Here is a 20696-nt window from a genome sequence, read left to right on the forward strand (position 1 = left end):
GATTATGGCTATCAACAACAGCGCGCAGAAGTTTATTGCCCGCAACCGTGCGCCCCGCGTGCAGATTGAGTATGACGTTGAGATTTATGGCTCCGAAAAAAAAATCGAACTGCCGTTTGTCATGGCGGTGCTGGCCGATCTGGCCGGTAAGCCACGTGAAGAGTTGCCCACAGTAACCGATCGTAAATTCCTTGATATTGACATCGACAATTTCAACGAGCGAATGAAGGCTATTGCGCCGCGCGTGGCGTTTGCTGTCCCCAATACGCTGACGGGCGAAGGGCAGTTAATGGTCGATATTACGCTGGAGAATATGGATGATTTTTCACCTGCGCAGATTGCCCGCAAGGTGGACGCCCTGAACCAACTGCTGGAAGCACGTACTCAGCTTGCCAACCTACAAACCTATATGGATGGTAAAGCAGGAGCAGAAAATCTGATCAATAAACTCTTACAAGACCCGACGTTACTGAACGCTCTGGCCAGTGCACCAAAACCTGTCACTCAACAGGAAAGTGTCTTATCAGGTGAAACGGGAACAACAGACTAACTGCGATTTTATTAAGGAACTTTCATGGTAAACGATACTCTTCTGGCGACAGGCGATCTCACTGCTGAGCAAAGCACAGCCTATCAGGACACTGAATTTGATTCACTGCTGGATAAAGCCTTCCGTCCCAAGACACCTCAGGCTGCAAAGGCTGTTGAGGCTGCAGTTCAGACGCTGGCCCAACAGGCTCTGACAAATACAGTCACCGTCAGTGACGATGCTTACAAAAGTATTGCTACGATTATTGAGCAGATCGATTTCAAATTAACGGAACAGATCAAGCTAATCCTGAGTCATCCGGATTTTCAGAAACTGGAGTCTTCCTGGCGTGGGATGGAACATTTGGTTTACAACACCGAAACCGATGAAAAATTAAAAATCCGCTTTATGAACCTTTCAAAGGATGAATTGCGGAAAATATGAAGCGTTACAAAGGGATCGCCTGGGATCAAAGCCCCATGTTCAAAAAGCTGTATGAAGCTGAATATGGGCAGTTAGGCGGAGAACCCTACGGTTGTATCATTGCGGATTATTATTTTGATCACACCCCGCCGGATGTGGATCTGCTCGGCTCCATTGCCAAAGTGGCTGCCTCAGCCCATGCGCCGTTTATTGCCGGGGCCTCTCCGTCAGTGTTGCAGATGGACTCCTGGCAGGAACTGGCTAACCCGCGTGATCTGACCAAAATTGTGACCCAAAACCTCGAATATGCTCCGTGGAATTCGCTGCGAAAAAGTGAGGATTCTCGTTACATTGGCCTGACGATGCCACGTTTTCTCTCCCGTTTGCCTTATGGTGCGAAAACAAACCCTGTCGATGAGTTTGATTTTGAAGAAGATGCAGATGGTGCAGACCACAGCAAATATGTCTGGAGCAATGCTGCCTATGCAATGGGCGTAAATATCAACCGTTCTTTCAAACATTACGGTTGGTGTACGTTGATCCGTGGTGTGGAGTCTGGTGGTGCGGTGGAAAACCTACCCTGTCATACATTCCCTACCGACGATGGTGGTGTGGACATGAAATGTCCGACGGAAATTGCCATCTCTGACCGTCGGGAAGCTGAACTGGCGAAAAATGGTTTTATCCCGCTGATCCACCGCAAAAACTCTGATTACGCCGCCTTCATTGGCGCACAGTCGTTGCAAAAACCACAGGAATATTACGATCCGGACGCTACGGCCAACGCCAATCTCTCCGCACGCCTGCCGTATCTATTCGCCTGCTCGCGGTTTGCGCACTTCCTCAAATGTATCGTGCGCGACAAGATTGGCTCGTTCAAAGAGCGTGAAGATATGCAGCGCTGGCTCAATGAATGGATCATGAACTACGTTGATGCCGATCCGGTGAACTCCTCGCAGGAAACCAAAGCCCGCCGTCCGTTGGCTGCTGCTGAGGTAGTGGTGGAAGAAGTGGAGGGGAATCCGGGTTATTACGATGCCAAATTCTTCCTGCGCCCGCATTTTCAGCTTGAAGGATTAACAGGATCGCTGCGTCTGGTGACAAAACTGCCGTCAGTAAAACAGGGTACTTCCTGATTTTTATGAATATTTTAATGAATGATGTCGGGTAATACTCAGGGGGGATATATGGCATATGTTTATGGACTGGTAGATTCATTGCAGGGCACTGAAATGGTGGGAATGGCGGGGGCAGGAGACAGAAAGGAATGTGTGTTCTTGGTTCAGGTATATGCACATGTGGGGCATACCGGAACGTGGAAGCAGGGTCGGAAGGTTTTCGGAGACAAATCGATTCCCAGAGGAACAGCAATTGCGACTTTTGTGAATGGGAAATATCCATCGGGGGACAATGCTCATAAACATGCTGCTTTCTATCTCGAACAGGATGATTCGTATATTTATGTTATGGATCAGTGGACAGGCAAAGCCTCGAATGTATCTGCGCGCAAAATCTCCAGAAAAGGTGGGATGCGCAGTGATGGGACATATCATGATGCCAGTAATAACGCTGAAGCTTTTTATGTTATTGAGTAGAGGATAGATTCAATGGGGACCCGTTTTATTTTTTCTCTGTTATTGGGGTATATGTTGTTTTATTCACAATTTGTTGCAGCGTGGGAAGTCAGTTGCCCCGAGTTTATCAATATAAAATCCTCAACGACAGTACTGGAGTCGGATGTACCTGCATCCTGGCAGGGATCTTCCCGCTATGAACCCCGTCTGTGGCTGGACGGCGTAGGGATGTCGCAGGGAAAACCTGAAAATCGGATAGATCTAAAACCAGAGACAGAGAAAATAAAGGGTGAAACCAGGCAAATATGGGATACCACAATGACCACTAATCAGGATAGTGAGCGTTACTGGGTTTCTTGTATTTATAACCACGGACAGGTTTGGTTATCACAACCAGTACCAGCATCTGCAACACAGTGCCAGGCATCTTCTTTACAGCGTCAGCGGGAACAAGGAGAGTCATTGATATCTGTGATATGTAAATAGACGTAATACATTCAACATGTAAATTAATTAAATACTGGTATCTCATTACCGGAAATTATACAGCCTTCTGTTCTTCTGAAATAAAGGAGAGGGGGTTCTGTACGGCAATGGTTTATCTGCATTCAGCTATGCAGATAAATCAGAGATTATTTTTAAGTAATTCTTAATAAGGAAATAAAAATGGCTTATGACATTTTTTTGAAAATTGACGGCATTGACGGCGAGTCAATGGATGACAAACATAAAAATGAAATTGAGGTGCTGAGCTGGCGCTGGAATATCCACCAGGAATCCACCATGCACGCGGGCAGCGGCCTGGGATCCGGTAAAGTCTCCGTGACTAACCTGGAGTTTGAACATTATATCGATCGCGCCAGCCCGAACCTGTTCAAATACTGCTCCTCCGGCAAGCACATTCCGAAGTCCATCCTTGTCATGCGTAAAGCAGGCGGCAATCCGCTGGAATACCTCAAGTACACTTTTACTGACCTGATTGTGGCTGTGGTTTCCCCCAGTGGTAGCAAGGAGGGCGAGATCGCCTCCCGCGAAAGAGTCGAACTCTCTTTCAGCACCGTGAAACAGGAATACGTGGTGCAGAACCAGCAGGGCGGCAGCGGCGGCACTATCACGGCAGGTTACGATTTCAAAGCTAACAAAGAAATTTAAGCAATTTTTTTCCGGCCAGGTATATAGCCTGGCCGTTATTTATTATTTGATTTTAAAGGAAATTATAGTGAATAAATGGCGTGACCCCGGTTGGCGGTTATGGGCGGTAGCGTTGTTTTTTATCTGCCTTTTGCCCGGGTGCAGCATTGACAGCGACACCGTGCCGGACCTGATGTCACAGCGACTTGATCTGGTGATGAAGGCTTCCGATAAGGTGAACCCAGACAATCAGAAGAAAGCCGCGCCCATAGAGATACGCGTTTATGAACTGAAAAATGATGCAGCTTTCACGGCGGCGGACTGGTGGTCTCTTCAGGACAATGACAAAACTGTTCTTACCGATGATTTACTGCACCGCGACAGCTTTATCCTGCGTCCGGGCGAGGAGAAAAAGCTGCGTCGCTCTCTCAATAAAGAAACCACGGCACTGGGGATCCTTGCTGGCTATCGCAATCTGGGAAAATCGGTATGGCGAGTCACGTATAAAATTCCTGATCCCCCGGAAAAAAGCTGGTACAGCCGCTTTATGCCAAAGAAAAAAGTCGAACTGGATGCCGGTATAGAGCAAAGCGCCATAGTGATTAAAGAACGGGATGAGTAAATTATGAGTTGGAATAACCGGGTAGTCTGGAGTGAAGGGCAATTTTTGCTGCCACAGATGTTTCAGCAGCAGGAACGCTATCTGGAACATGTCATTCATTACCGCAGTTTGCCTCTTTCCCCCTTTTTCTGGGGCTTCAGTGAATACGGCATTGACAGTGAAGCACTGAACATCGGAAAGCTGGTACTCACGAAGGCTTTTGGGGTGTTTGCCGACGGAACACCGTTTAATGCGCCGGGACACACACCACTACCGCCGCCTCTTACCATCCTGCCAGAGCACCTTAACCAATTGATTTATTTGGCGGTGCCAATACGCACACCGAACAGCGAAGAAACCAGTTTTGGCAATAATCCAGAATCGCTGGCACGCTTTTCGGTTCATGAAAATGAAATCCGTGATGCAAACTCATTGGGGCGCGGCGCACAACTGTTGCAACTCAGCCACCTGCGCCTCCGTCTGTTGCCGGAAAAGGCGGTGACGGATGCGTGGATCGGCCTGCCGCTGACACGTATCACAGCATTGCATCCAGAGGGGCGGGTTGATATTGACGAAGATTTGATCCCGCCGGTGGTGAACTATCAGGCAAGTTCACTGATATGTACATGGTTGTCGTGGATCAACGATCTGATCAAAATGCGGGCAAATTCTCTGGCTGAGCGATTGACGGGCAGTGATAAACACGGCCATGAGGCGGCGGAAGTGTCGGATTACCTGCTATTGCAAATTCTCAATCGTTTTGGCCCCTTACTGATCCATATGTCGAAAACGCCGCTGTCGCCTGAAGTGCTCTATCGTAATCTTTGCGCACTGGCCGGAGAACTCTCTACCTATGTGCGTCCGCAAACACGCCGTCCGGAAAAATATAAAGAATATAAGCACCTGACGCCCTATGCCGGGCTGAAATCGGTGGTAGATGAGGTGCAGTATCTGCTAAATGCTGTGCTGATCCGCGGGGCGCAGCGAATCACTCTGGAGGAGGGAACTTACGGTATTCTCAATGCGGTGATTGAACCTACCGAACTGTCAGATTTCAGCTCGTTAGTATTGGCGGTGAAGGCGCAGATGTCCGCCGAAACCTTGCTGCAACATTTTTCGGCTCAGACCAAAATAGGGCCGTCCGAACGCCTGCCGGAGCTGATTCGTTCGCACCTGCCGGGCCTTGCTTTACAGGTGCTGCCGGTGCCGCCGCGTCAGATTCCGTTCCAGTCCGGTTATATCTATTACGACATCCGTCGCGACGGCGTGCTGTGGGAACATATCGCCCGCTATGGCGGCATGGCAATGCATACCGCCGGAGAATTTCCAGGGCTGGAGCTGTGGGGAGTTCGCGATAAATGACCGACGATATTCTGACGCATCCTGCGATGAATACCCAGCCATTCCAGCCATCAGTGGGGGAGACAAAACCACCTGATAATGAAGGTTATGATATCGCAATACAGGACAGCCTTCGCAGGGAAGATATAAAGGTGGTGGTTGAAGACGGCCCGGATATGAAACTCCGGCTGGCCGAAATCACCGCTGCGGCTAATCCCCTGCTGGCGGCGGCAAGTCCGCTGCTGTGCGCACTGGCGCAGATGCCCCGTGAACTTGCCCCTGCTTTTGTCGAACATTACCGCGCCCTGCTGGAGCGTGAAGTTCGTCGGTATCAGACGCTGTGCGACCAGGCAAACCTGCGCCGCGAACATGTGTTGGCGGTGCGCTACTGCCTGTGTACGTCGCTTGATGAAGCCGCCAACAACACCACCTGGGGACGACGCGGTGTCTGGGCTGGGAAGAGTCTGCTGGTCACTTTTCATGGCGAAAGTGAAGGCGGTATCAAACTATTTCAGATAATTGGTCGTCTGGCCTCCAGCTTCCAGGAGCACAGCGATGTGCTGGAAATTATTTACCACATTCTGGGGCTGGGTTTTGAAGGTCGCTACAGCGTACGGCCCGACGGACGTAAGCAACTGGACGATATTCGCCAGCAACTGCTGACCCAACTGGTCCAGCGCCGCGATCCGGTCACGCCGACGCTCTCGCCGGGATTTACCGGAGCTGTCAGCGGACGGATGCGCCGGATGCGCCGGGTGCCGGTCTGGCTGAGTGCCGGAATAGCTCTGCTGGTGATGCTGACGTTGTTTGGCCTTTACAGCCACCGGATGAATCTCGCCACCTTAACCGTACAGCAGCATATCGACGCCATCGGTAAACACCTGTCGCCGCCACCGATTCCGGTGCACAAACTGCGACTGAAGATCCTGCTGGCGAACGAAATTGCCCGTGGCCTGCTGACGGTGGAGGAAGATGACCATCACAGCCGTGTGATCTTCCGAGGCGATACGATGTTTATACCGGGGCAGAAAACCGTAAATGATGCGCTCCGCCCGGTGATTGATAAGGCCGCGCGCGAGATTGCGCGTGTGGGCGGTGCGGTGACGGTGACCGGTCACACCGACAGCCAGCCTATCCACTCCGCTGAATTCCCGTCGAATCAGGTGTTATCAGAAAAACGTGCGGCAGAAGTGGCTTCGTTGCTGACGTCCGGTGGCGTTTCGGCCAGCCGGATCCGGGTTGTCGGGAAAGGGGATACCGCACCAGTGGCCGATAACAGCACTAAAACCGGACGGGCGCAGAATCGCCGGGTGGAAATTCTGGTGGTGGAGTGAGAAAAATGAAGAATCTGGACTGCAATGCATCGAATCATTCACCGGTATGGGGCGTGACCGAATTTCTTTTCTGGAAATTAGCCCCAAAAAAATGGGGCGAAGGTGTACCTTATGGGCGTTATTTCAAAGATCGCTGGGTGAAACATAACCACCTTCTGATAACGTCGGCTGCCAATACATATAATTTGCCAGCGCCTTTACTGGCTGGTGTGTGTTGGATAGAAGTCGGGGGAGAGCCCTGTATTGTAGATATGCTGGCATTTGATGTTCGGACTATTAACTGGAGTGGGCCTGAGTGGATTGATGAACATATCACCATGACTTCGAGACCAGAAAAAACATCTTTTGGTGCAGTGAGTATGCAATTGCGAACCACAGCCAGAACACCTGGGCTTGATGAGTCAAAAATGGATACCTCTCAATTGCGTGAACTGGCAAATTGCCTCCAGCATGATATTTTTAATATTCAACTTGTGGCCAGACATCTTTATCAATTAGCTGAAAGAGATGGATTTCAGTCCTCCTTACCACACCTGACGGAAGAGCAGATAAGAATTATTGGTGCCCGTTATAACCGGGGTATGTCGCTTACCCTGGAGAAAATAAAGGAAGATACCAGCTATGGCAATTTTATTGTCAACAACTGGTTGCATTTCTCTCGTTTACTCATCGCCCATTAGGAGTCTTCGTGAGAAGAATAATTCAAATATCAGGATGGTTATTATTCATTATGGGTCTGATCATCATTATGCTTTTTTCCGGGAGTGAGTATCAATAGATGCAGGATATAGATCCTTCAATAACAGCGTTGCCTCAGGGAAATGGGAACAGAGAAATAATCAAAATGTTGATTTATTTTATTTTGATAATTGTTCAGATTGCTCTTTATTTTTTTTCAGTAGCCCGTATTGGACGGATTTTTTCAGCTTGCGGCATTTTGCTATTACTGATTATCGCATGGAGTTCTGAACAATAATGCAAAAATTTCTCAGTCTGCTGTTTTCCCGCCGTGCGCTGGTCGTTGTCTGCGTGGTGGCGTTGGCGCTACTGGTCTGGTTTCTCGGGCCGCTGGTGGCGTTTGATACCCTGCATCCGCTTGCATCCGTGGGGAGTAGGGTAGTCACTATCGTTCTGTTACTAATGTTCCTCGCGCTGTGGCTGGTGAATTGGTCGATGAGCATCATTGGCGTGACGGTTCTGTGCCTGGTTATCGGCTTTGTCTCACCGTTGCTGGCCTTCGGTGACGTTCGCCCGTTTGCGCCGCTGTGGCTGCGTCTGACGCTAATCGGCATGATCCTGCTGAGCTATGCGCTGTATGGCCTGTACCGGCTTTGGCGGGCGTTGCGTCTGGATGAACAACTGCTGCGCCGTTTCTTGCATCCGCGCGGGGAAGACGTACCGGTGGCAGGGGAAATTAAGGCCGATCTGCGCACCGTCAGCCATATTTTCAACCGCGCCATCCGACAACTGAAACAACTGCGTGTGGATCTACCTGGTTGGCGTAAGGTCCTGGAAGGGAAACGCTTTCTGTACGAACTGCCGTGGTTCATGGTTATCGGCAGCCCCGGTGATGGTAAAACCACCGCGCTGCTTAACACCGGGCTACAGTTTCCGCTGGCGGAACAGATGGAGCAGACCGCGCATATCCTCACCGTGCCGGGCGGCGGCACGTTGCACTGCGACTGGTGGTTTACTAATGAGGCTGTGCTCATTGACACCGCCGGGCGCTATGCCCGCCACGATGATGGCGGTGAAATCAGTGCAACCCAGCGCAACGCCGGGGAATGGCAGGGATTTCTGGGGCTACTGCGTAAACACCGTCCCGGCGCGCCGCTGAACGGCGTAATTTTGACGCTGAATGTGGCAGATTTGACCGCACAATCCCCGGCTGAACGGCTGGCTGCCTGTGCAGCCCTGCGTGCGCGGCTGGCGGAACTGCGGGAGACACTGGGCATTCGTTTCCCGGTTTATCTGGTTGTCACCAAAATGGATCTGCTACCCGGCTTTACGGAGTATTTCCGTGGATTGACCAGTCACCTGCGTGCTCAGGTCTGGGGCTTTACTCTGCCATACAGCCGCAGGCGTCACGCCAGTGATTCGCAGTCACTGCATGCGCTCTGTGGTCAGGAACTGGCAAATCTGACGCTGCGGCTGGATCAGGGGATGGATAGTCGGTTGCAGGAAGAGTACGACCTTAAAAGCCGCCAACGGCTCTACCGCTTCCCGCGTGAATTTGCCGCGCTGGGCACGCCATTGCTGGAAGCCATTGAACAGATTTTCCTCGATTCAAAATTCGATGCCACCCAGCTTAACAACACCCTGCGCGGGGTATTTTTCACCAGTGCCGCACAGGCGCAGGCAGACGCCGTAGCAGACCAGACGGGCATCTGGCAGCGTTTTGTCCGGGCAATAAAAGGGAACGAGGAGTCTCCGTCCCATACTCTGCCGGATGGCAACCGAAGCTATTTTCTCCATGACCTGCTGACTAAATTTATCTTCCGTGAAGCGCACATGGTGGAGCCGAACCTTCAGTGGGCCTGGCGTTACCGCCTGCTGCGTACCGGTGGGCATCTGCTGGTACTGGCGCTGGCTTTCTGGTTGTGGCAGGGAATGCAGGGCAGCCAGCAGGGTAACAGCGATTATCTGCATGAAATCACCAACCGGACGACCCAACTGGATGATGACGTCAAAGCCTATACCGGAAAACCCGCCATGCAGCCGGTTCCCGCATTACTGAACCAGGCGCGGGCGCTCTCTGCCTGGCCGGGGTTGGATCCGGACTCACCGCCGCTGGCCTGGCGTTATGGTCTTTACAGCGTCCCTCCGGTGATGGAGAGCGTGGCATCCCTGTATGACCGCCTGCTTGACCAGTTACTGCTACCGCCGTTGGTGAAGCGCATGGAATACGTACTTTCGGATGCGATTGCCCGTCAGGACAGTAAAGCTGCCTATGACGCTCTGCATGTTTATCTGCTGCTGAACCTCGATAAAGACCACGAGGACAAATACAACGCCGCGGAGATCCACGCCTGGGTGTTGAACGATCTGAACAACCGCGACAGCGTGGCAGATTTCGGCGGTCGCGCAGCCGTGCTGGAACATATCGATGCTCTGTTTGACGGCAGTCGCGTGGTGCATTCGCCATACGAAAAAGATGAGGGGCTGATCCGCCTGGCGCGAGCCTTTCTTGACGGTCATACCAGCACCGAGCGTATCTATACTCGTGCACTGGCTTCTATGGAGAGCGAAGCGCCGCAGGAGTTTTCGCTGGTTCGTGCCGTGGGCGCGGATGCGGGAACGGTTTTTGTCCGCACGGATGGTGCGCCATTAGATCGTGGCGTGCCTGGCATCTTCACCCGCGAAGGCTACCGGGAACTGTTCGACAAACGGCTGTCGGAGTTTGTCGCCGCCGCATCAGCGGATGACGCCTGGGTGATGGGGCGCGAAAGTGCGCAAAAAAAAACGACTGAGATTGTAATGAGCCAGTTACCGGGACAGGAACTCCCGATTACCCGTGAAGTCCGTCGCCTGTACCTCGCTGAATATGCCCGCCGCTGGCAGGATTTTCTGGCAAGCATTCACAGCATCAACAGCGCTGGGGAAGACGGCAGCCCCGGACTGGCGTATGACCTTCAGGTGCTGCGTACTCTGGCCTCACCTGATTCCCCGCTGATGCGGCTGAGTAAAGTCGTGGTAGATCAGACCACCCTGGTGCCGCCGCTGGATGCGCAGGCCAGACAAAAGCAGATGGCTCAGCGAGCGCAGGATCGGCTTTCCGGTAATGCGGGGAAAGCGGTACAGACGGCGAAGCTGTTGCAGGACATCCATCCGGAAGAACGTCTGGAGAAAACACTGGTGGATGATCGTTTTGCCGCATTGCGGGAAGTGGTTTCCGGGCGTACGGACAGCGCACAAGGGGGCAGCGCACCACAGCTTAATTCGTTGCTGACGATGCTCAATGAGTATTACACCCAGCTCACCATTGCCGACAGTGCGCTGGCGGCCAGCACATTACCGGGCCGCATTTCGGCGGCGGATAAACTTCAACTGGAGGCAGCAAAACTGCCTGCACCGCTGAAAAATATTCTGCTGGATTTAACACAGCAGGGGACGCGCAAAATCAACGCCGGAACGGGTGAAGTGCTGAATGCGCAAATGGAGGCGGTGATCGGTGATGAGTGTCGTGATGCCATTGACGGACGCTACCCCTTTGCCGACAGCCCACAGGAAGTCAGTGCGGATGATTTTAACCGTATCTTTGCCAGCGGCGGCGTGCTGGATGCTTTCTGGACGAAGCAACTTGCCCCGCTGGCGGACACTGCCAGTAACCCGTGGCGCTACAAGCCGACTGAAGGCAACATGACATTGCTCGGGCCGGATCTGACACCGTTTCAGGAAGCAAAGCAGATCCGTAGCGTTTTTTTTAACGGGGAAGGCGGGAAAAAGTTCTCCTGGGCGATGCAGGTCCGCGTCGTGGATATGGACCCTGCCATCACCGAACTGGTGATTGACATTGACGGGCAGGTGCTGCGTTACGCTCACGGCCCGGTCAGGCCGCTGAAAGTGAGCTGGCCCGGGCCGCGTAATGGCTCAATGGCGGAAATCACCGCCAGCCCGCGCATCCGCCAGGACACCTCGACGCTACTGACTAACGGGCCGTGGGCGCTGTTTCATCTGCTGGATGCGGGTAACGCGCAGGAGACAGCGGTACGGGGAACTCAGCAGGTGGAGTACAGTTTTGATGGGCGGCGGGTGGTGCTGGAGATTACCGCTGGGCGGGATTTTGACCCGGTGAACCGGGGGCTACTGCAACGCTTCGCCTGCCCGGAGAGGACGCTTTGATGCGCCGGGCTACGGCAGTATCGACTCCGGCGATGTTCGGCAGACTGCCGGACCAGCGGGACTACGTGCGCTGGCGGGTGAGTGCGAACGAAGCGCAGGTGTGGCAGGCATGGCTGAACCAGCAGACGTGGCTGGGACAGGGGCGGCATATTGTTCTGCCGGAAGGAACGGATGCTGCGAAGGCTGGAGCAAACAACGGCTGGATGCACCTGTCACCGCGTGAGAAAAAGACGCTGCCGGAGCACCACCCATTGCCGTGGAGTTTTGTGCTATCGCCGGGGTTTCTCCCCATTGGCGGGCGTGATGAATGGCTGACCGGAGTATTGACCGCATCGCGAGACAGTACGGGCAGACCGTGGCCGCTGGTGATTTATCAGCGTGCCGGACGGGAATGGCTGGAAGAGAGCCTGGATGACACGCAGGGCTGGTTGTACTGGCTGGCGCAGTTGGCGGCAGTATATGTCTCACCACAGACAGAATGCTGCGGGCGGCTGGCAGAGCAGACAGATCAACTGTGGGCGATGTGGCGGCCGGGGCCGCGCTGGGCGCAGTGGCTGCGCGGCTTGCGACGTGTACCGCAGCGTAGCCGGGAACTCACCGGGCTACCGGACGCGCCGATAGTGGAATTGCCTGGTGTGCGCCACCTGCCGTGGCCAGGCTGGCCGGACAAAATGCTGGCGCAGGCGCAGCAGGGGCAAGGCTGGTTCTGGCAGCAGAACAGCGAGGGGCGGTATGTGGATGCGCTGCGGTTGGAGAAAAAATAATGTGCCCACGAATGCTGAGAATAGCTATACAAAAATATGACGATAAACGTGTAGATGGGAAACAAATATACCCCTGAACTTCAAGTTGATTGCTATTTGTTGACTTCAGGCTACCCCTGGTCCCGTCTGCATTGGTGGGTAAGCAATCATCTTCAGGTTTATTGGATATATAGCAATATAAGGAGGTGAACATGGGTAACTCTCATGATGAGGCTATTCAGCAGGCATACGATGCTTATGACGACTTAATGCTGGATAAACGATATATCAGGGACAATGATGCCTGGGGAGATTTAAGAATTGACCGTGAAAATGGTGCAATCTCATTATTGCTGAGATGGAAATATAATTGGATAAAAAGATGGGATGCAAAAACTGATTGGACAGATATGGAGAAAAATACCTTTCATGGGAAAGTTATTTTTGTCATTAATCAAACATGGAATAATAAGGTTTTTTTATCCGTTTCTGGGAAGTCTGAGTTTGTCAGTAAGTTTAATGGTAAGGATTTACCTTTCACAATAGAAATAATTCAGACTGATCGTTATGGGTATTGGGATGTAGTGGTGTTTAAAATTGATAATGATGATCCAAATAGTTTTCGTCAGAGTTCCATTGTCTGGAATAGTCGATACGTGGAACTTGACTCTAAAGATATAGTTGCTGCAGCTAAATGTCTTGGTTCATCAAAAGTTTGCCATGAGCAAATAGGGTTGTCTCACGAGCTTGGGCATATTATTGGATATCTTACTGATGAATACTATAGTGATGATGCAGATAAAGCAACTACCCCATTTTCCGGGGATGCCAGTGCGTTAATGAATATTGGTATGGAGCTGCGCTCTCGTTATATGGGAAATGTCATTGAGCGGTTAAATAGAATGGTTCCGGGTTCTAATTTTTTTGTGAAAAGCGTAAAAAAATGAAACTAATATACGCTGTGATTATTTTTTTGATAGTGGGTGGGGCGAAAAATAACATGTCTGATATTCCTGGGCATGCTTATCTGAATGCGAGTGGTGTGTATAATGGAGTTGAAGAGAATGTTCTATTAAATAACTATGGTCAGCCAGCGTATGAATTTATAAAACCTCGTTATAAATTTGTCGGTGAATATTATATAGAAATTGAAAATACCTATCGCTCAACAAAACCTGAATTCAGAAATATCCCCATCAAAGAAATATTTTGGCATTTGCCGGGGGATTTAAATCTGACATGTTTTTTTCATTATAAAGATGGACAGTGGCGGGTTATTTCTTATTTTTTCTGGCCGCCGGGCGCTAAATTCTAATCCGATATTAAAGGAATAAATATCATGAGTTTTGTATCTACGGGTAATAAATCTGGCAGTAATGGTGGGCCAGCCATCACCACGCCGCCAATAGCCGGAGAAAGTAGTGCTGTAAGCGCAGGTTCAGCCGCAACAGATGTAGCTGATGCAGCCGAACAGATGGCAGAACAGGCAGCAGCGGATCTGTTTGGTGCGCTGCCGGAACCATCGGGACTGGTGAAAGCGGCGGTAGCCGCAGCGCAGGCCGCCGCTGCGGCGGCAGGGATCTCGGATATGGCTGGCGCAGTTCAGGATGCGGTGGCGTCGCTTGCAGCCGGTGGACCGGGGGCGCATAACATCACTGTAAGCGGTAGTGCGGTGCCACCGCAGATGCTGTTGTTCGCGGGGATGAATGGTTCGGAAGGGCTTGGAAATCTGTTTTCCTACACTGTGCAGCTTAAAACTCCAGACACCCTGAACCTGGGCTACGTTTCGCCCGCCGCCAATCTGCCGCTCAAGCCGATGGTGGGCAGAGATCTGTGCGTCAGTATCGAACTGGACGGTGGCGGAAAACGGTATATCAGCGGGCTGGTGACCGCTGCGCGGGTAGTCGGCCATGAGGGACGTTCGGTCACGTATGAATTACGCATTGAACCATGGCTGAAACTGCTGACCCACACCAGTGACTACAAAGCTTTCCAGAACAAAACCGTGGTGGATATTCTCAGTGAAGTACTGGATGAATATTCCTTTCCGGTGGAAAAGCGGCTGGTGGAAAATTATCCGCCCCGCGCCTGGCAGGTACAGTACGGTGAAACTGACTTTGATTTCATTCAGCGCCTGATGCAGGAATGGGGGATTTACTGGTGGTTTGAACACAGTGAGAACAGCCACACGCTGGTGCTGGCTGATGCCATCAATGGTCATAAAGCATGCCCGGACTCGCCGCTGGTGGAGTGGCACCAGGAAGGACTGAAGCTGGATAAGGAGTTTATCCACACCATTACGGCCAGTGAGAAGCTGCGTACTGGAAAGTGGGTGCTGGACGATTTTGATTTTATGAAGCCACGTTCGCTGCTGAAAAGTACCGTAGCTAGTCCGCGCGATACCGGTCATGCTGAATATGAGCATTACGAATGGCCTGGTGATTACTTCACTACGGGAGAAGGTGAGATGCTGACGCGCATTCGTATGGAAGCACAGCGCAGCCCCGGCAGCCGTGTTGGCGGGGCGGGAAATATCCGCACCCTCATGACGGGCTACACCTTCACGCTGATGAATCATCCGACGGCAGACGTTAACCAGGATTACCTGTTGGTACAGACCACGCTGTTTTTACGGGATAATGCGCAGCACAGCGGTCAGAACCAGCATTTTACCTATGTCACCACGTTTGAACTGCACCCCACCTGCGAAGTTTACCGTCCACAGCGAACCCTGAGCAAACCCCACACCAAAGGCCCGCAGAGCGCCATCGTCACCGGCCCGGCGGGGCAGGAAATCTGGACGGATAAATATGGGCGGGTGAAGGTGCAGTTTGGCTGGGATCGTTACGGTAACAATGACGAAAACAGCTCCTGCTGGATCCGTGTCAGCTATCCGTGGGCGGGGAAAGGATTCGGCATGATCCAGATCCCGCGCATCGGCCAGGAAGTACTGGTGGACTTTAAAAATGGTGACCCGGATTTACCGATAATCATCGGGCGCACCTACAACCAGGACACCATGCCACCGTGGGGGCTACCGGGCATGGCGTCGCAGAGCGGGATATTCAGTCACTCGTTAAAGGGCGGGCCGACGAACGGAAACATGCTGCGCTTTGATGACAAAACGGGTGCGGAAGAAGTGAAGTTTCTTGCGGAAAAAGATCTGAATACCGTAGTGAAAAATAACGAAACACACACGGTAAAGGCAGATCGGACGAAAACCATTATTAAAAATGAAACGAATACGATTAACAAAAACCGCACCACGACTGTTGTAAAAAATGACGATCTGACTGTGGAGTTGATGCAGTTTATTCTGGTGGGTAAGGAATATCGCCTGGAAGCTGGGGAGAAACTAACGTTGCGCTGCGGTGAGTCAGCAATAGTAATGGATAAAGACGGTAATATTGTTATTTGCGGCAAAACGTTACAGCAGACCACCAGTGCCGGAACGACAATTATTGGCGCACCGGTGAACATCAACCCGGATGGTGGAAAGGTATTAACAGCAGATGAAGTTGCACCATCGCCAATAAAGGAAAATGAGCCACCAGTTTAACCTAAACCTAAAAATTCTTAATGTATTTCTGGTTTTGATTAAAGATGGAGATTCAGAAAAGGCCAGAAATGTAATAGGGAAAATTTATGGTAATGGAGAGGTTACTTCAGCAAGGGGGCAGTCTTATTACGGCTACTATGGTGATGGGTACGATCTAAATTATGATAATCAGTAATAGATTTTTGTGTTTGTTAATTCTTATTCCATATAATATTGCCTATGCAGAGGTTGAAATGAAAAAGTTATGGGGAATGGTTGCGGAAGTTATGAATGAACGTTCCTTTACCAGGCCGGGTATTGAAAAAATAATGGGTGTTCATTTTAAGGAAGAAAGTAAAACAGATATACAGATATCTTTTTCAAGTTCCTGACCTGCTTTAGATAATATCAGAATTGACAAGGTTAATTTAAGGAGCAGTAGCATCGCTACTCGTAGTGGGATACTCATTCTGGATATCAGTGGATCCTGTGTATCATTGTCTGAAGTAAAGGCTCAATATCCGCAATTAAAAATCACACAAGCACCAAGAGGTGGCTCTCTGGATGATGAGACGGTATTTACCTCCGTATCTGCTTGGGGGGAAATATCGTTTGGGTTTAAAGAAAAAATAGAGATTGCCTTGCTGCTATTATTTTTGAACCAAAGGATAATATATGACAAAAAATACCCGTCTTAATTTTAGCGAAGGCAGTATTGCCATGCCGGAAGGATTCAGTGATCACACCGTGAATATGCTGGTTTTAGGTGGGCCAGAAAATTCACTCATCAATCTGAGCATAACTCGCGCACAGTTAAAACCCGGTGAAACACTGTCCGGATATGTGGATCAACAATTAAAAATACTTAAACAGCGGCTGAAAGAACATCGTGTACTTAAACGAGAAACTGCCAGGCTGGGCAGTGGTGAACAGGCTATAGAGGGCGAACAGATTGCTGCAACGCATAAACAGGGAGGTATTGTCTGGCAGTATCAGGCGGCGTTTCAGGTGAACGTGGATGGCCTGGTACTGATTTTTACGCTGACCAGCAAACAAAAACCGGATGCCGGGCAAATACAATCATGGAGTGATTGGTTAAGTAGCTTTGTGACGCGAGATATATAAACAGAATATAAAATATTCCATTTATAATATACAGGGTGTTGTTGACTGTAAATGAATGGCCTTTCTTTTTGTTGTTTTAATGATGTCAGGCAATGTCATCCCGTTTAACAAAATCCCCATGAAATATATATGCTTACTTACATTTTTGTGGGGCATTATTTCGCGAGAGGGATGTTATTCAAAATTTGCTATGCCGTTAAAAAGGAAATCAGGCGCGGAGCGCCTTAAGGATTAGTTCATGTATGAAGCGGCTCGGCTGTACGATCCAATAGAACATACTCAGGCAGCAATGGGTTTTATTTTAGGGGCCATTGTTGGAGCGGTGTTTATTGCAGTGGCATCTGCTGCCCTGGTAATTTTTGGGTGTGGTTTTTTTCTTGGCCTTTTTATGGGGTTCCTGATTGGCAAAATAGGCCTCGGCATACTGGAGGTGGGAGAGGCAGAAGGGAGAAAGCACACAGTTGTTACCGGAAAAATAACGGAAGGCTCGCATAACGTCTTCACCAACAGTCGGAAGGCAGCAATAGTCGAACGCAGTACCGCAACGTGCGAAAAACACCCTCCAGTGACGCGGGTAGCAGAGGGCTCCACGAACATTTTCATAAACAGTAAGGCGGCAGCGCGCAAAGGGGACAGGACGCAGTGTGACGCGAAAATCAGTGATGGTTCTGACAACGTTTTCTTAGGTGGAGGTGCAAAGGCTTACCTGCCAATAACCCCGGAGGTACCAGATAGCTGGCGGATATCGACAGGCTGGCTGTTTATGGCGGCCGGTTTTTTGGGGGGACTAGGTGCGGCTTTAAGCAAGATGAGTATCTCAACCTGGCGTTGCGTCCTGAAGTTTTCGGCGGGCTATTTTGCCGGTTTTGTTGCCACGAATGCGGCCATCAGCTATGCGGCAGGGCTATTCGGTTTTCCGGTAGACGTCACCGATGGTCGCAAGGTATTGCTGCCGGACGATGAAACAGATTTTGTTCTACCGGGTCGCTTACCGATCGTGTGCCAGCGGTTCTATTCCAGTGCGCTGGAAAGACAGGGAATGTTGGGCGGTGGCTGGAGAATGCCGTGGGAACTGACGTTACAGGAAACGGAAAATGGGCTGATTTACACCGATCGTCAGGGACGAGAGCATCACTCGCAGCCGCTGAACCTGGGCCAGCAGTGGTACGACCCAGCAGAAAAGTTGTACCTGTCTCGTCTTGATGATGGATTTTATGTAGCACACACCCCAGAGATGGACTTTTACCTCTTTGGCCGCCCGGATGGTAACGGTGTGATGCGACTATCGCGCATGGAAGACAGCCAGCAACAAGCGATCCGCTTTGAGTGGCAGCACGGCAAGTTACAGCGGATGGGGGACGATGCCGGTCATCTGTTGCTTATGCATTACACAGAGGTGAATGGCCAGGCTCGCCTGTCAGGTATTGAAGAGCTACAGGGTGGCAGAGGCGGCTGGCTGGTGCGTTATGACTACGATGACAACGGTTATCTGGCCTCGGTCACGGACCGTGGCGGCGCGACGGTGCGCCGTTTTGCCTACACCGACGGACGGATGACGGAACATGTCAACGCCACGGGTTTTGTCTGCCGTTACCGTTATGCCGAAGTGAACGGCACACAGCGGGTGGTGGAGCACAGCACCAGTCGCGGCGCGGCCTGGCGTTTTGACTATGCCCCGGAAGGCGGGCATACGGTGGTGACGGACACGCGGGGGCGTGCGCGTCACTGGTACTACACGTCGCAGGGCAACGTAACACGCTATGTGGATACCGATGGCGGCGAATATCACTACGAGTACAACGGTAATAACTGGCCGGTAGCCGTCAAAGGCCCGGACGGCGCTGAAACCCGCATGGAATATGACGTATTAAGCCGCCCGGTGAAGGTGACGGATACGCTGGGACGCGAAACGGCGCTGGAATGGTACGGCAACGCGTCGCTGTTAAGCCGGGTGCGGCTGGACGATGGGCGGGAGTGGCGCACAGAATACGATGCCCATTACCGGGTGGTGAAACGCGCCGATCCGGAAAACCACATCACCGGGGTGGAGTACGGCGCAGACGGCCAGCCGGTAAAAGTGACGGATGCGCGCGGCGGGGTCTCGCACCCGGACTACAGCACGCGGGGCGAACTGCTGGCCTATACCGACTGTTCAGGTAAAACCACGCGCTATGGCTACAGCGTGGACGGCTGGCTGGTGCACATCACGGATGCGCTGGGGCAGACGACGCGCATCACGCACACGGCGACGGGCCTGCCGCAGACGGTGACGCGCCCGGACCTGAAAAGCGAACATTACGAGTGGAATGCGCTGAACCGGCTGACGCGGCATGTTCAGCCGTCGGGGGCGACGGAGCGGTGGACGTACACGCCGGAGGGGTTCACCGCCTCGCACACCGATGCGGAAGGGCGGCAGGAGCGGCAGGAGTACGGTGAATACGGTGAACTGCTGGGGCTGATAAACGGCAACGGGGCGGCGTACTGCTTTGCGCACGATGCGGCGGGCCGGGTGCGGGAAGAGCGCAGGCCGGACGGCACGGCACGGGTGTACCACTGGCAGCATAACCAGCTTACGGGCATCACGCAGCGGGGAAGCCTGGGCGGTGAGCGGCACACGCGCTATGAGCATGACGCGGCAGGGAGGCTGACGGCGGCCATCAGCAGCCACAGCGAGCGGCGCTACGGCTATAACCGTCTGGACCAGGTGACGGAGGTGGTGCTGACGCCGACGGAGGCCGGGGCAGCGGAAGGGGTGGCGGCAGACCGGGTGGCGTTTGACTACGACCGGGCCGGGAGGCTGACGGCAGAACAGGGCGCACAGGGGGCGATTCGTTACCGGCGCGATGCGCTGGGCAACCCGGAGAGCCTGACGCTGCCGGACGGCAGAAAGACGGAATGGCTGATGTACGGCAGCGGGCACGTGCAGGGTATCCGGTATAACGGCAGGCTGGTGAGCGACATCACGCGTGACGGGCTGCACCGGGAGATAATACGCAGCCAGGGGGCACTGACGCAGTACAGCGGTTACACGCGAAGCGGGCAGATGGCGTGGCAGCGGATAATCCGGGGAGAGTACGCCGGGAGCGGCATTCCATCAGCGGAAGAAAGCGAGAACCGGAAGGACTGGCGCTACAGCGCGGACGGCGAGCTGATAATGGAGACGGGGCCGCACGGTGCGGAGCTGTATGACTACGACCGTGCAGGCTGGCTGCGCAGCCACGCTCCGGCACAGGGCGTGCAGGAACGTTTTCACTGGGATAAAGCGGGCAACCCGGTGAATGAGTATGAAACGGTGGCGGACAATCGCGTCAGGGCATGGGGCAAATACCGTTACGAATACGATGAATGGGGCCAGGTCATTCTGCGCGGGGAGGGCCATCGCGAGAAAACGCTGGCGTGGGATGCCGACGGTCACCTGCTGCGGGTGATATCAGGCGACCGGACGACGCACTACCGCTACGACGCGCTGGGCCGCCGGACCCACAAGGTGACGCGCACCGACATGCAGGACAGGG

At 52.4% G+C, this 20696-nt stretch carries 16 protein-coding genes and 1 pseudogene; all 17 read left to right on the forward strand.

Going from position 1 to position 20696, the window contains the following annotated elements:
* Nucleotides 1–4 precede the first annotated feature (4 nt).
* Nucleotides 5–550 carry a type VI secretion system contractile sheath small subunit gene (gene tssB / locus A31E_RS21025; RefSeq protein ID WP_000996822.1) on the forward strand — a complete coding sequence of 182 codons (546 nt, stop codon included), beginning with the start codon at nucleotides 5–7 and terminating at the stop codon, nucleotides 548–550.
* A gap of 24 nt (nucleotides 551–574) precedes the next feature.
* Nucleotides 575–2088 (forward strand): annotated as a pseudogene (gene tssC, locus A31E_RS0122060) (type VI secretion system contractile sheath large subunit).
* A 51-nt stretch (nucleotides 2089–2139) separates the two neighbouring features.
* The gene (locus tag A31E_RS21020) at nucleotides 2140–2547 is read left to right on the forward strand and encodes a BPSL0067 family protein (protein WP_000332236.1); all 408 of its coding nucleotides are present in this window, start codon (nucleotides 2140–2142) and stop codon (nucleotides 2545–2547) included.
* Between the two features lie 12 nt (nucleotides 2548–2559).
* Complete coding sequence (locus A31E_RS26545) at nucleotides 2560–3012, forward strand: STY0301 family protein (RefSeq protein ID WP_001515757.1); 453 nt, start codon at nucleotides 2560–2562, stop codon at nucleotides 3010–3012.
* 180 nt (nucleotides 3013–3192) lie between these two features.
* Nucleotides 3193–3678 (forward strand): Hcp family type VI secretion system effector, encoded by a 486-nt coding sequence (locus tag A31E_RS21010; protein ID WP_000312805.1) that lies wholly within the window; start codon nucleotides 3193–3195, stop codon nucleotides 3676–3678.
* A 67-nt stretch (nucleotides 3679–3745) separates the two neighbouring features.
* Entirely contained in the window at nucleotides 3746–4279 is a 534-nt protein-coding gene (gene tssJ / locus A31E_RS21005; protein ID WP_001045927.1) for a type VI secretion system lipoprotein TssJ, read from the forward strand.
* Between the two features lie 3 nt (nucleotides 4280–4282).
* Nucleotides 4283–5620: a type VI secretion system baseplate subunit TssK gene (gene tssK, locus A31E_RS21000; RefSeq protein ID WP_016248317.1), complete on the forward strand. Its 1338-nt coding sequence runs from the start codon at nucleotides 4283–4285 to the stop codon at nucleotides 5618–5620.
* Complete coding sequence (gene tssL / locus A31E_RS20995) at nucleotides 5617–6933, forward strand: type VI secretion system protein TssL, long form (protein ID WP_016248318.1); 1317 nt, start codon at nucleotides 5617–5619, stop codon at nucleotides 6931–6933. The genes tssK and tssL overlap by 4 nt, the downstream gene beginning before the upstream one ends.
* A 5-nt stretch (nucleotides 6934–6938) precedes the next feature.
* A complete protein-coding gene (locus A31E_RS20990; protein ID WP_016248319.1) occupies nucleotides 6939–7613 on the forward strand; it encodes a hypothetical protein in 675 nt (224 codons plus the stop codon).
* 295 nt (nucleotides 7614–7908) lie between these two features.
* Entirely contained in the window at nucleotides 7909–11775 is a 3867-nt protein-coding gene (gene tssM / locus A31E_RS20985) for a type VI secretion system membrane subunit TssM (RefSeq protein WP_001515761.1), read from the forward strand.
* Entirely contained in the window at nucleotides 11775–12539 is a 765-nt protein-coding gene (locus tag A31E_RS20980; RefSeq protein WP_016248320.1) for a TagF domain-containing protein, read from the forward strand. The genes tssM and A31E_RS20980 overlap by 1 nt, the downstream gene beginning before the upstream one ends.
* Before the next feature lie 191 nt (nucleotides 12540–12730).
* On the forward strand, nucleotides 12731–13465 hold the full coding sequence (locus A31E_RS20975; RefSeq protein WP_016248321.1) for a hypothetical protein: 735 nt from the start codon (nucleotides 12731–12733) through the stop codon (nucleotides 13463–13465).
* Nucleotides 13462–13833, forward strand: a complete 372-nt coding sequence (locus tag A31E_RS20970) for a hypothetical protein (protein WP_016248322.1) — start codon at nucleotides 13462–13464, stop codon at nucleotides 13831–13833. Before A31E_RS20975 ends, A31E_RS20970 begins: the two co-directional genes overlap by 4 nt.
* Nucleotides 13834–13857: 24 nt before the next feature.
* The gene (locus tag A31E_RS20965) at nucleotides 13858–16077 is read left to right on the forward strand and encodes a type VI secretion system Vgr family protein (RefSeq protein ID WP_016248323.1); all 2220 of its coding nucleotides are present in this window, start codon (nucleotides 13858–13860) and stop codon (nucleotides 16075–16077) included.
* A 233-nt stretch (nucleotides 16078–16310) separates the two neighbouring features.
* Complete coding sequence (locus A31E_RS26035) at nucleotides 16311–16448, forward strand: hypothetical protein (RefSeq protein WP_154663957.1); 138 nt, start codon at nucleotides 16311–16313, stop codon at nucleotides 16446–16448.
* A gap of 283 nt (nucleotides 16449–16731) precedes the next feature.
* Nucleotides 16732–17181 (forward strand): DcrB-related protein, encoded by a 450-nt coding sequence (locus A31E_RS20960; RefSeq protein WP_016248324.1) that lies wholly within the window; start codon nucleotides 16732–16734, stop codon nucleotides 17179–17181.
* 238 nt (nucleotides 17182–17419) lie between these two features.
* On the forward strand, nucleotides 17420–20696 hold a 3277-nt coding region (locus tag A31E_RS23740), incomplete at its 3' end, for a DUF6531 domain-containing protein (RefSeq protein WP_016248325.1).

The sequence above is a fragment of the Escherichia sp. KTE159 genome (assembly GCF_000408805.1).
In the GTDB taxonomy this organism is placed as follows: Bacteria; Pseudomonadota; Gammaproteobacteria; order Enterobacterales; family Enterobacteriaceae; genus Escherichia; species Escherichia marmotae.

Bases quoted from the DNA above. Each gene is read 5' to 3' on its own strand.
- A31E_RS21020 (WP_000332236.1), top strand. From the start codon at position 2,140: ATGGCATATGTTTATGGACTGGTAGATTCATTGCAGGGCACTGAAATG.
- tssK (WP_016248317.1), top strand. From the start codon at position 4,283: ATGAGTTGGAATAACCGGGTAGTCTGGAGTGAAGGGCAATTTTTGCTG.
- tssM (WP_001515761.1), top strand. From the start codon at position 7,909: ATGCAAAAATTTCTCAGTCTGCTGTTTTCCCGCCGTGCGCTGGTCGTT.
- A31E_RS20980 (WP_016248320.1), top strand. From the start codon at position 11,775: ATGCGCCGGGCTACGGCAGTATCGACTCCGGCGATGTTCGGCAGACTG.
- A31E_RS21010 (WP_000312805.1), top strand. From the start codon at position 3,193: ATGGCTTATGACATTTTTTTGAAAATTGACGGCATTGACGGCGAGTCA.
- A31E_RS20965 (WP_016248323.1), top strand. From the start codon at position 13,858: ATGAGTTTTGTATCTACGGGTAATAAATCTGGCAGTAATGGTGGGCCA.
- A31E_RS20970 (WP_016248322.1), top strand. From the start codon at position 13,462: ATGAAACTAATATACGCTGTGATTATTTTTTTGATAGTGGGTGGGGCG.
- tssL (WP_016248318.1), top strand. From the start codon at position 5,617: ATGACCGACGATATTCTGACGCATCCTGCGATGAATACCCAGCCATTC.
- A31E_RS20975 (WP_016248321.1), top strand. From the start codon at position 12,731: ATGGGTAACTCTCATGATGAGGCTATTCAGCAGGCATACGATGCTTAT.
- A31E_RS26545 (WP_001515757.1), top strand. From the start codon at position 2,560: ATGGGGACCCGTTTTATTTTTTCTCTGTTATTGGGGTATATGTTGTTT.
- A31E_RS20960 (WP_016248324.1), top strand. From the start codon at position 16,732: ATGACAAAAAATACCCGTCTTAATTTTAGCGAAGGCAGTATTGCCATG.
- A31E_RS26035 (WP_154663957.1), top strand. From the start codon at position 16,311: ATGAAAAAGTTATGGGGAATGGTTGCGGAAGTTATGAATGAACGTTCC.
- A31E_RS20990 (WP_016248319.1), top strand. From the start codon at position 6,939: ATGAAGAATCTGGACTGCAATGCATCGAATCATTCACCGGTATGGGGC.
- tssB (WP_000996822.1), top strand. From the start codon at position 5: ATGGCTATCAACAACAGCGCGCAGAAGTTTATTGCCCGCAACCGTGCG.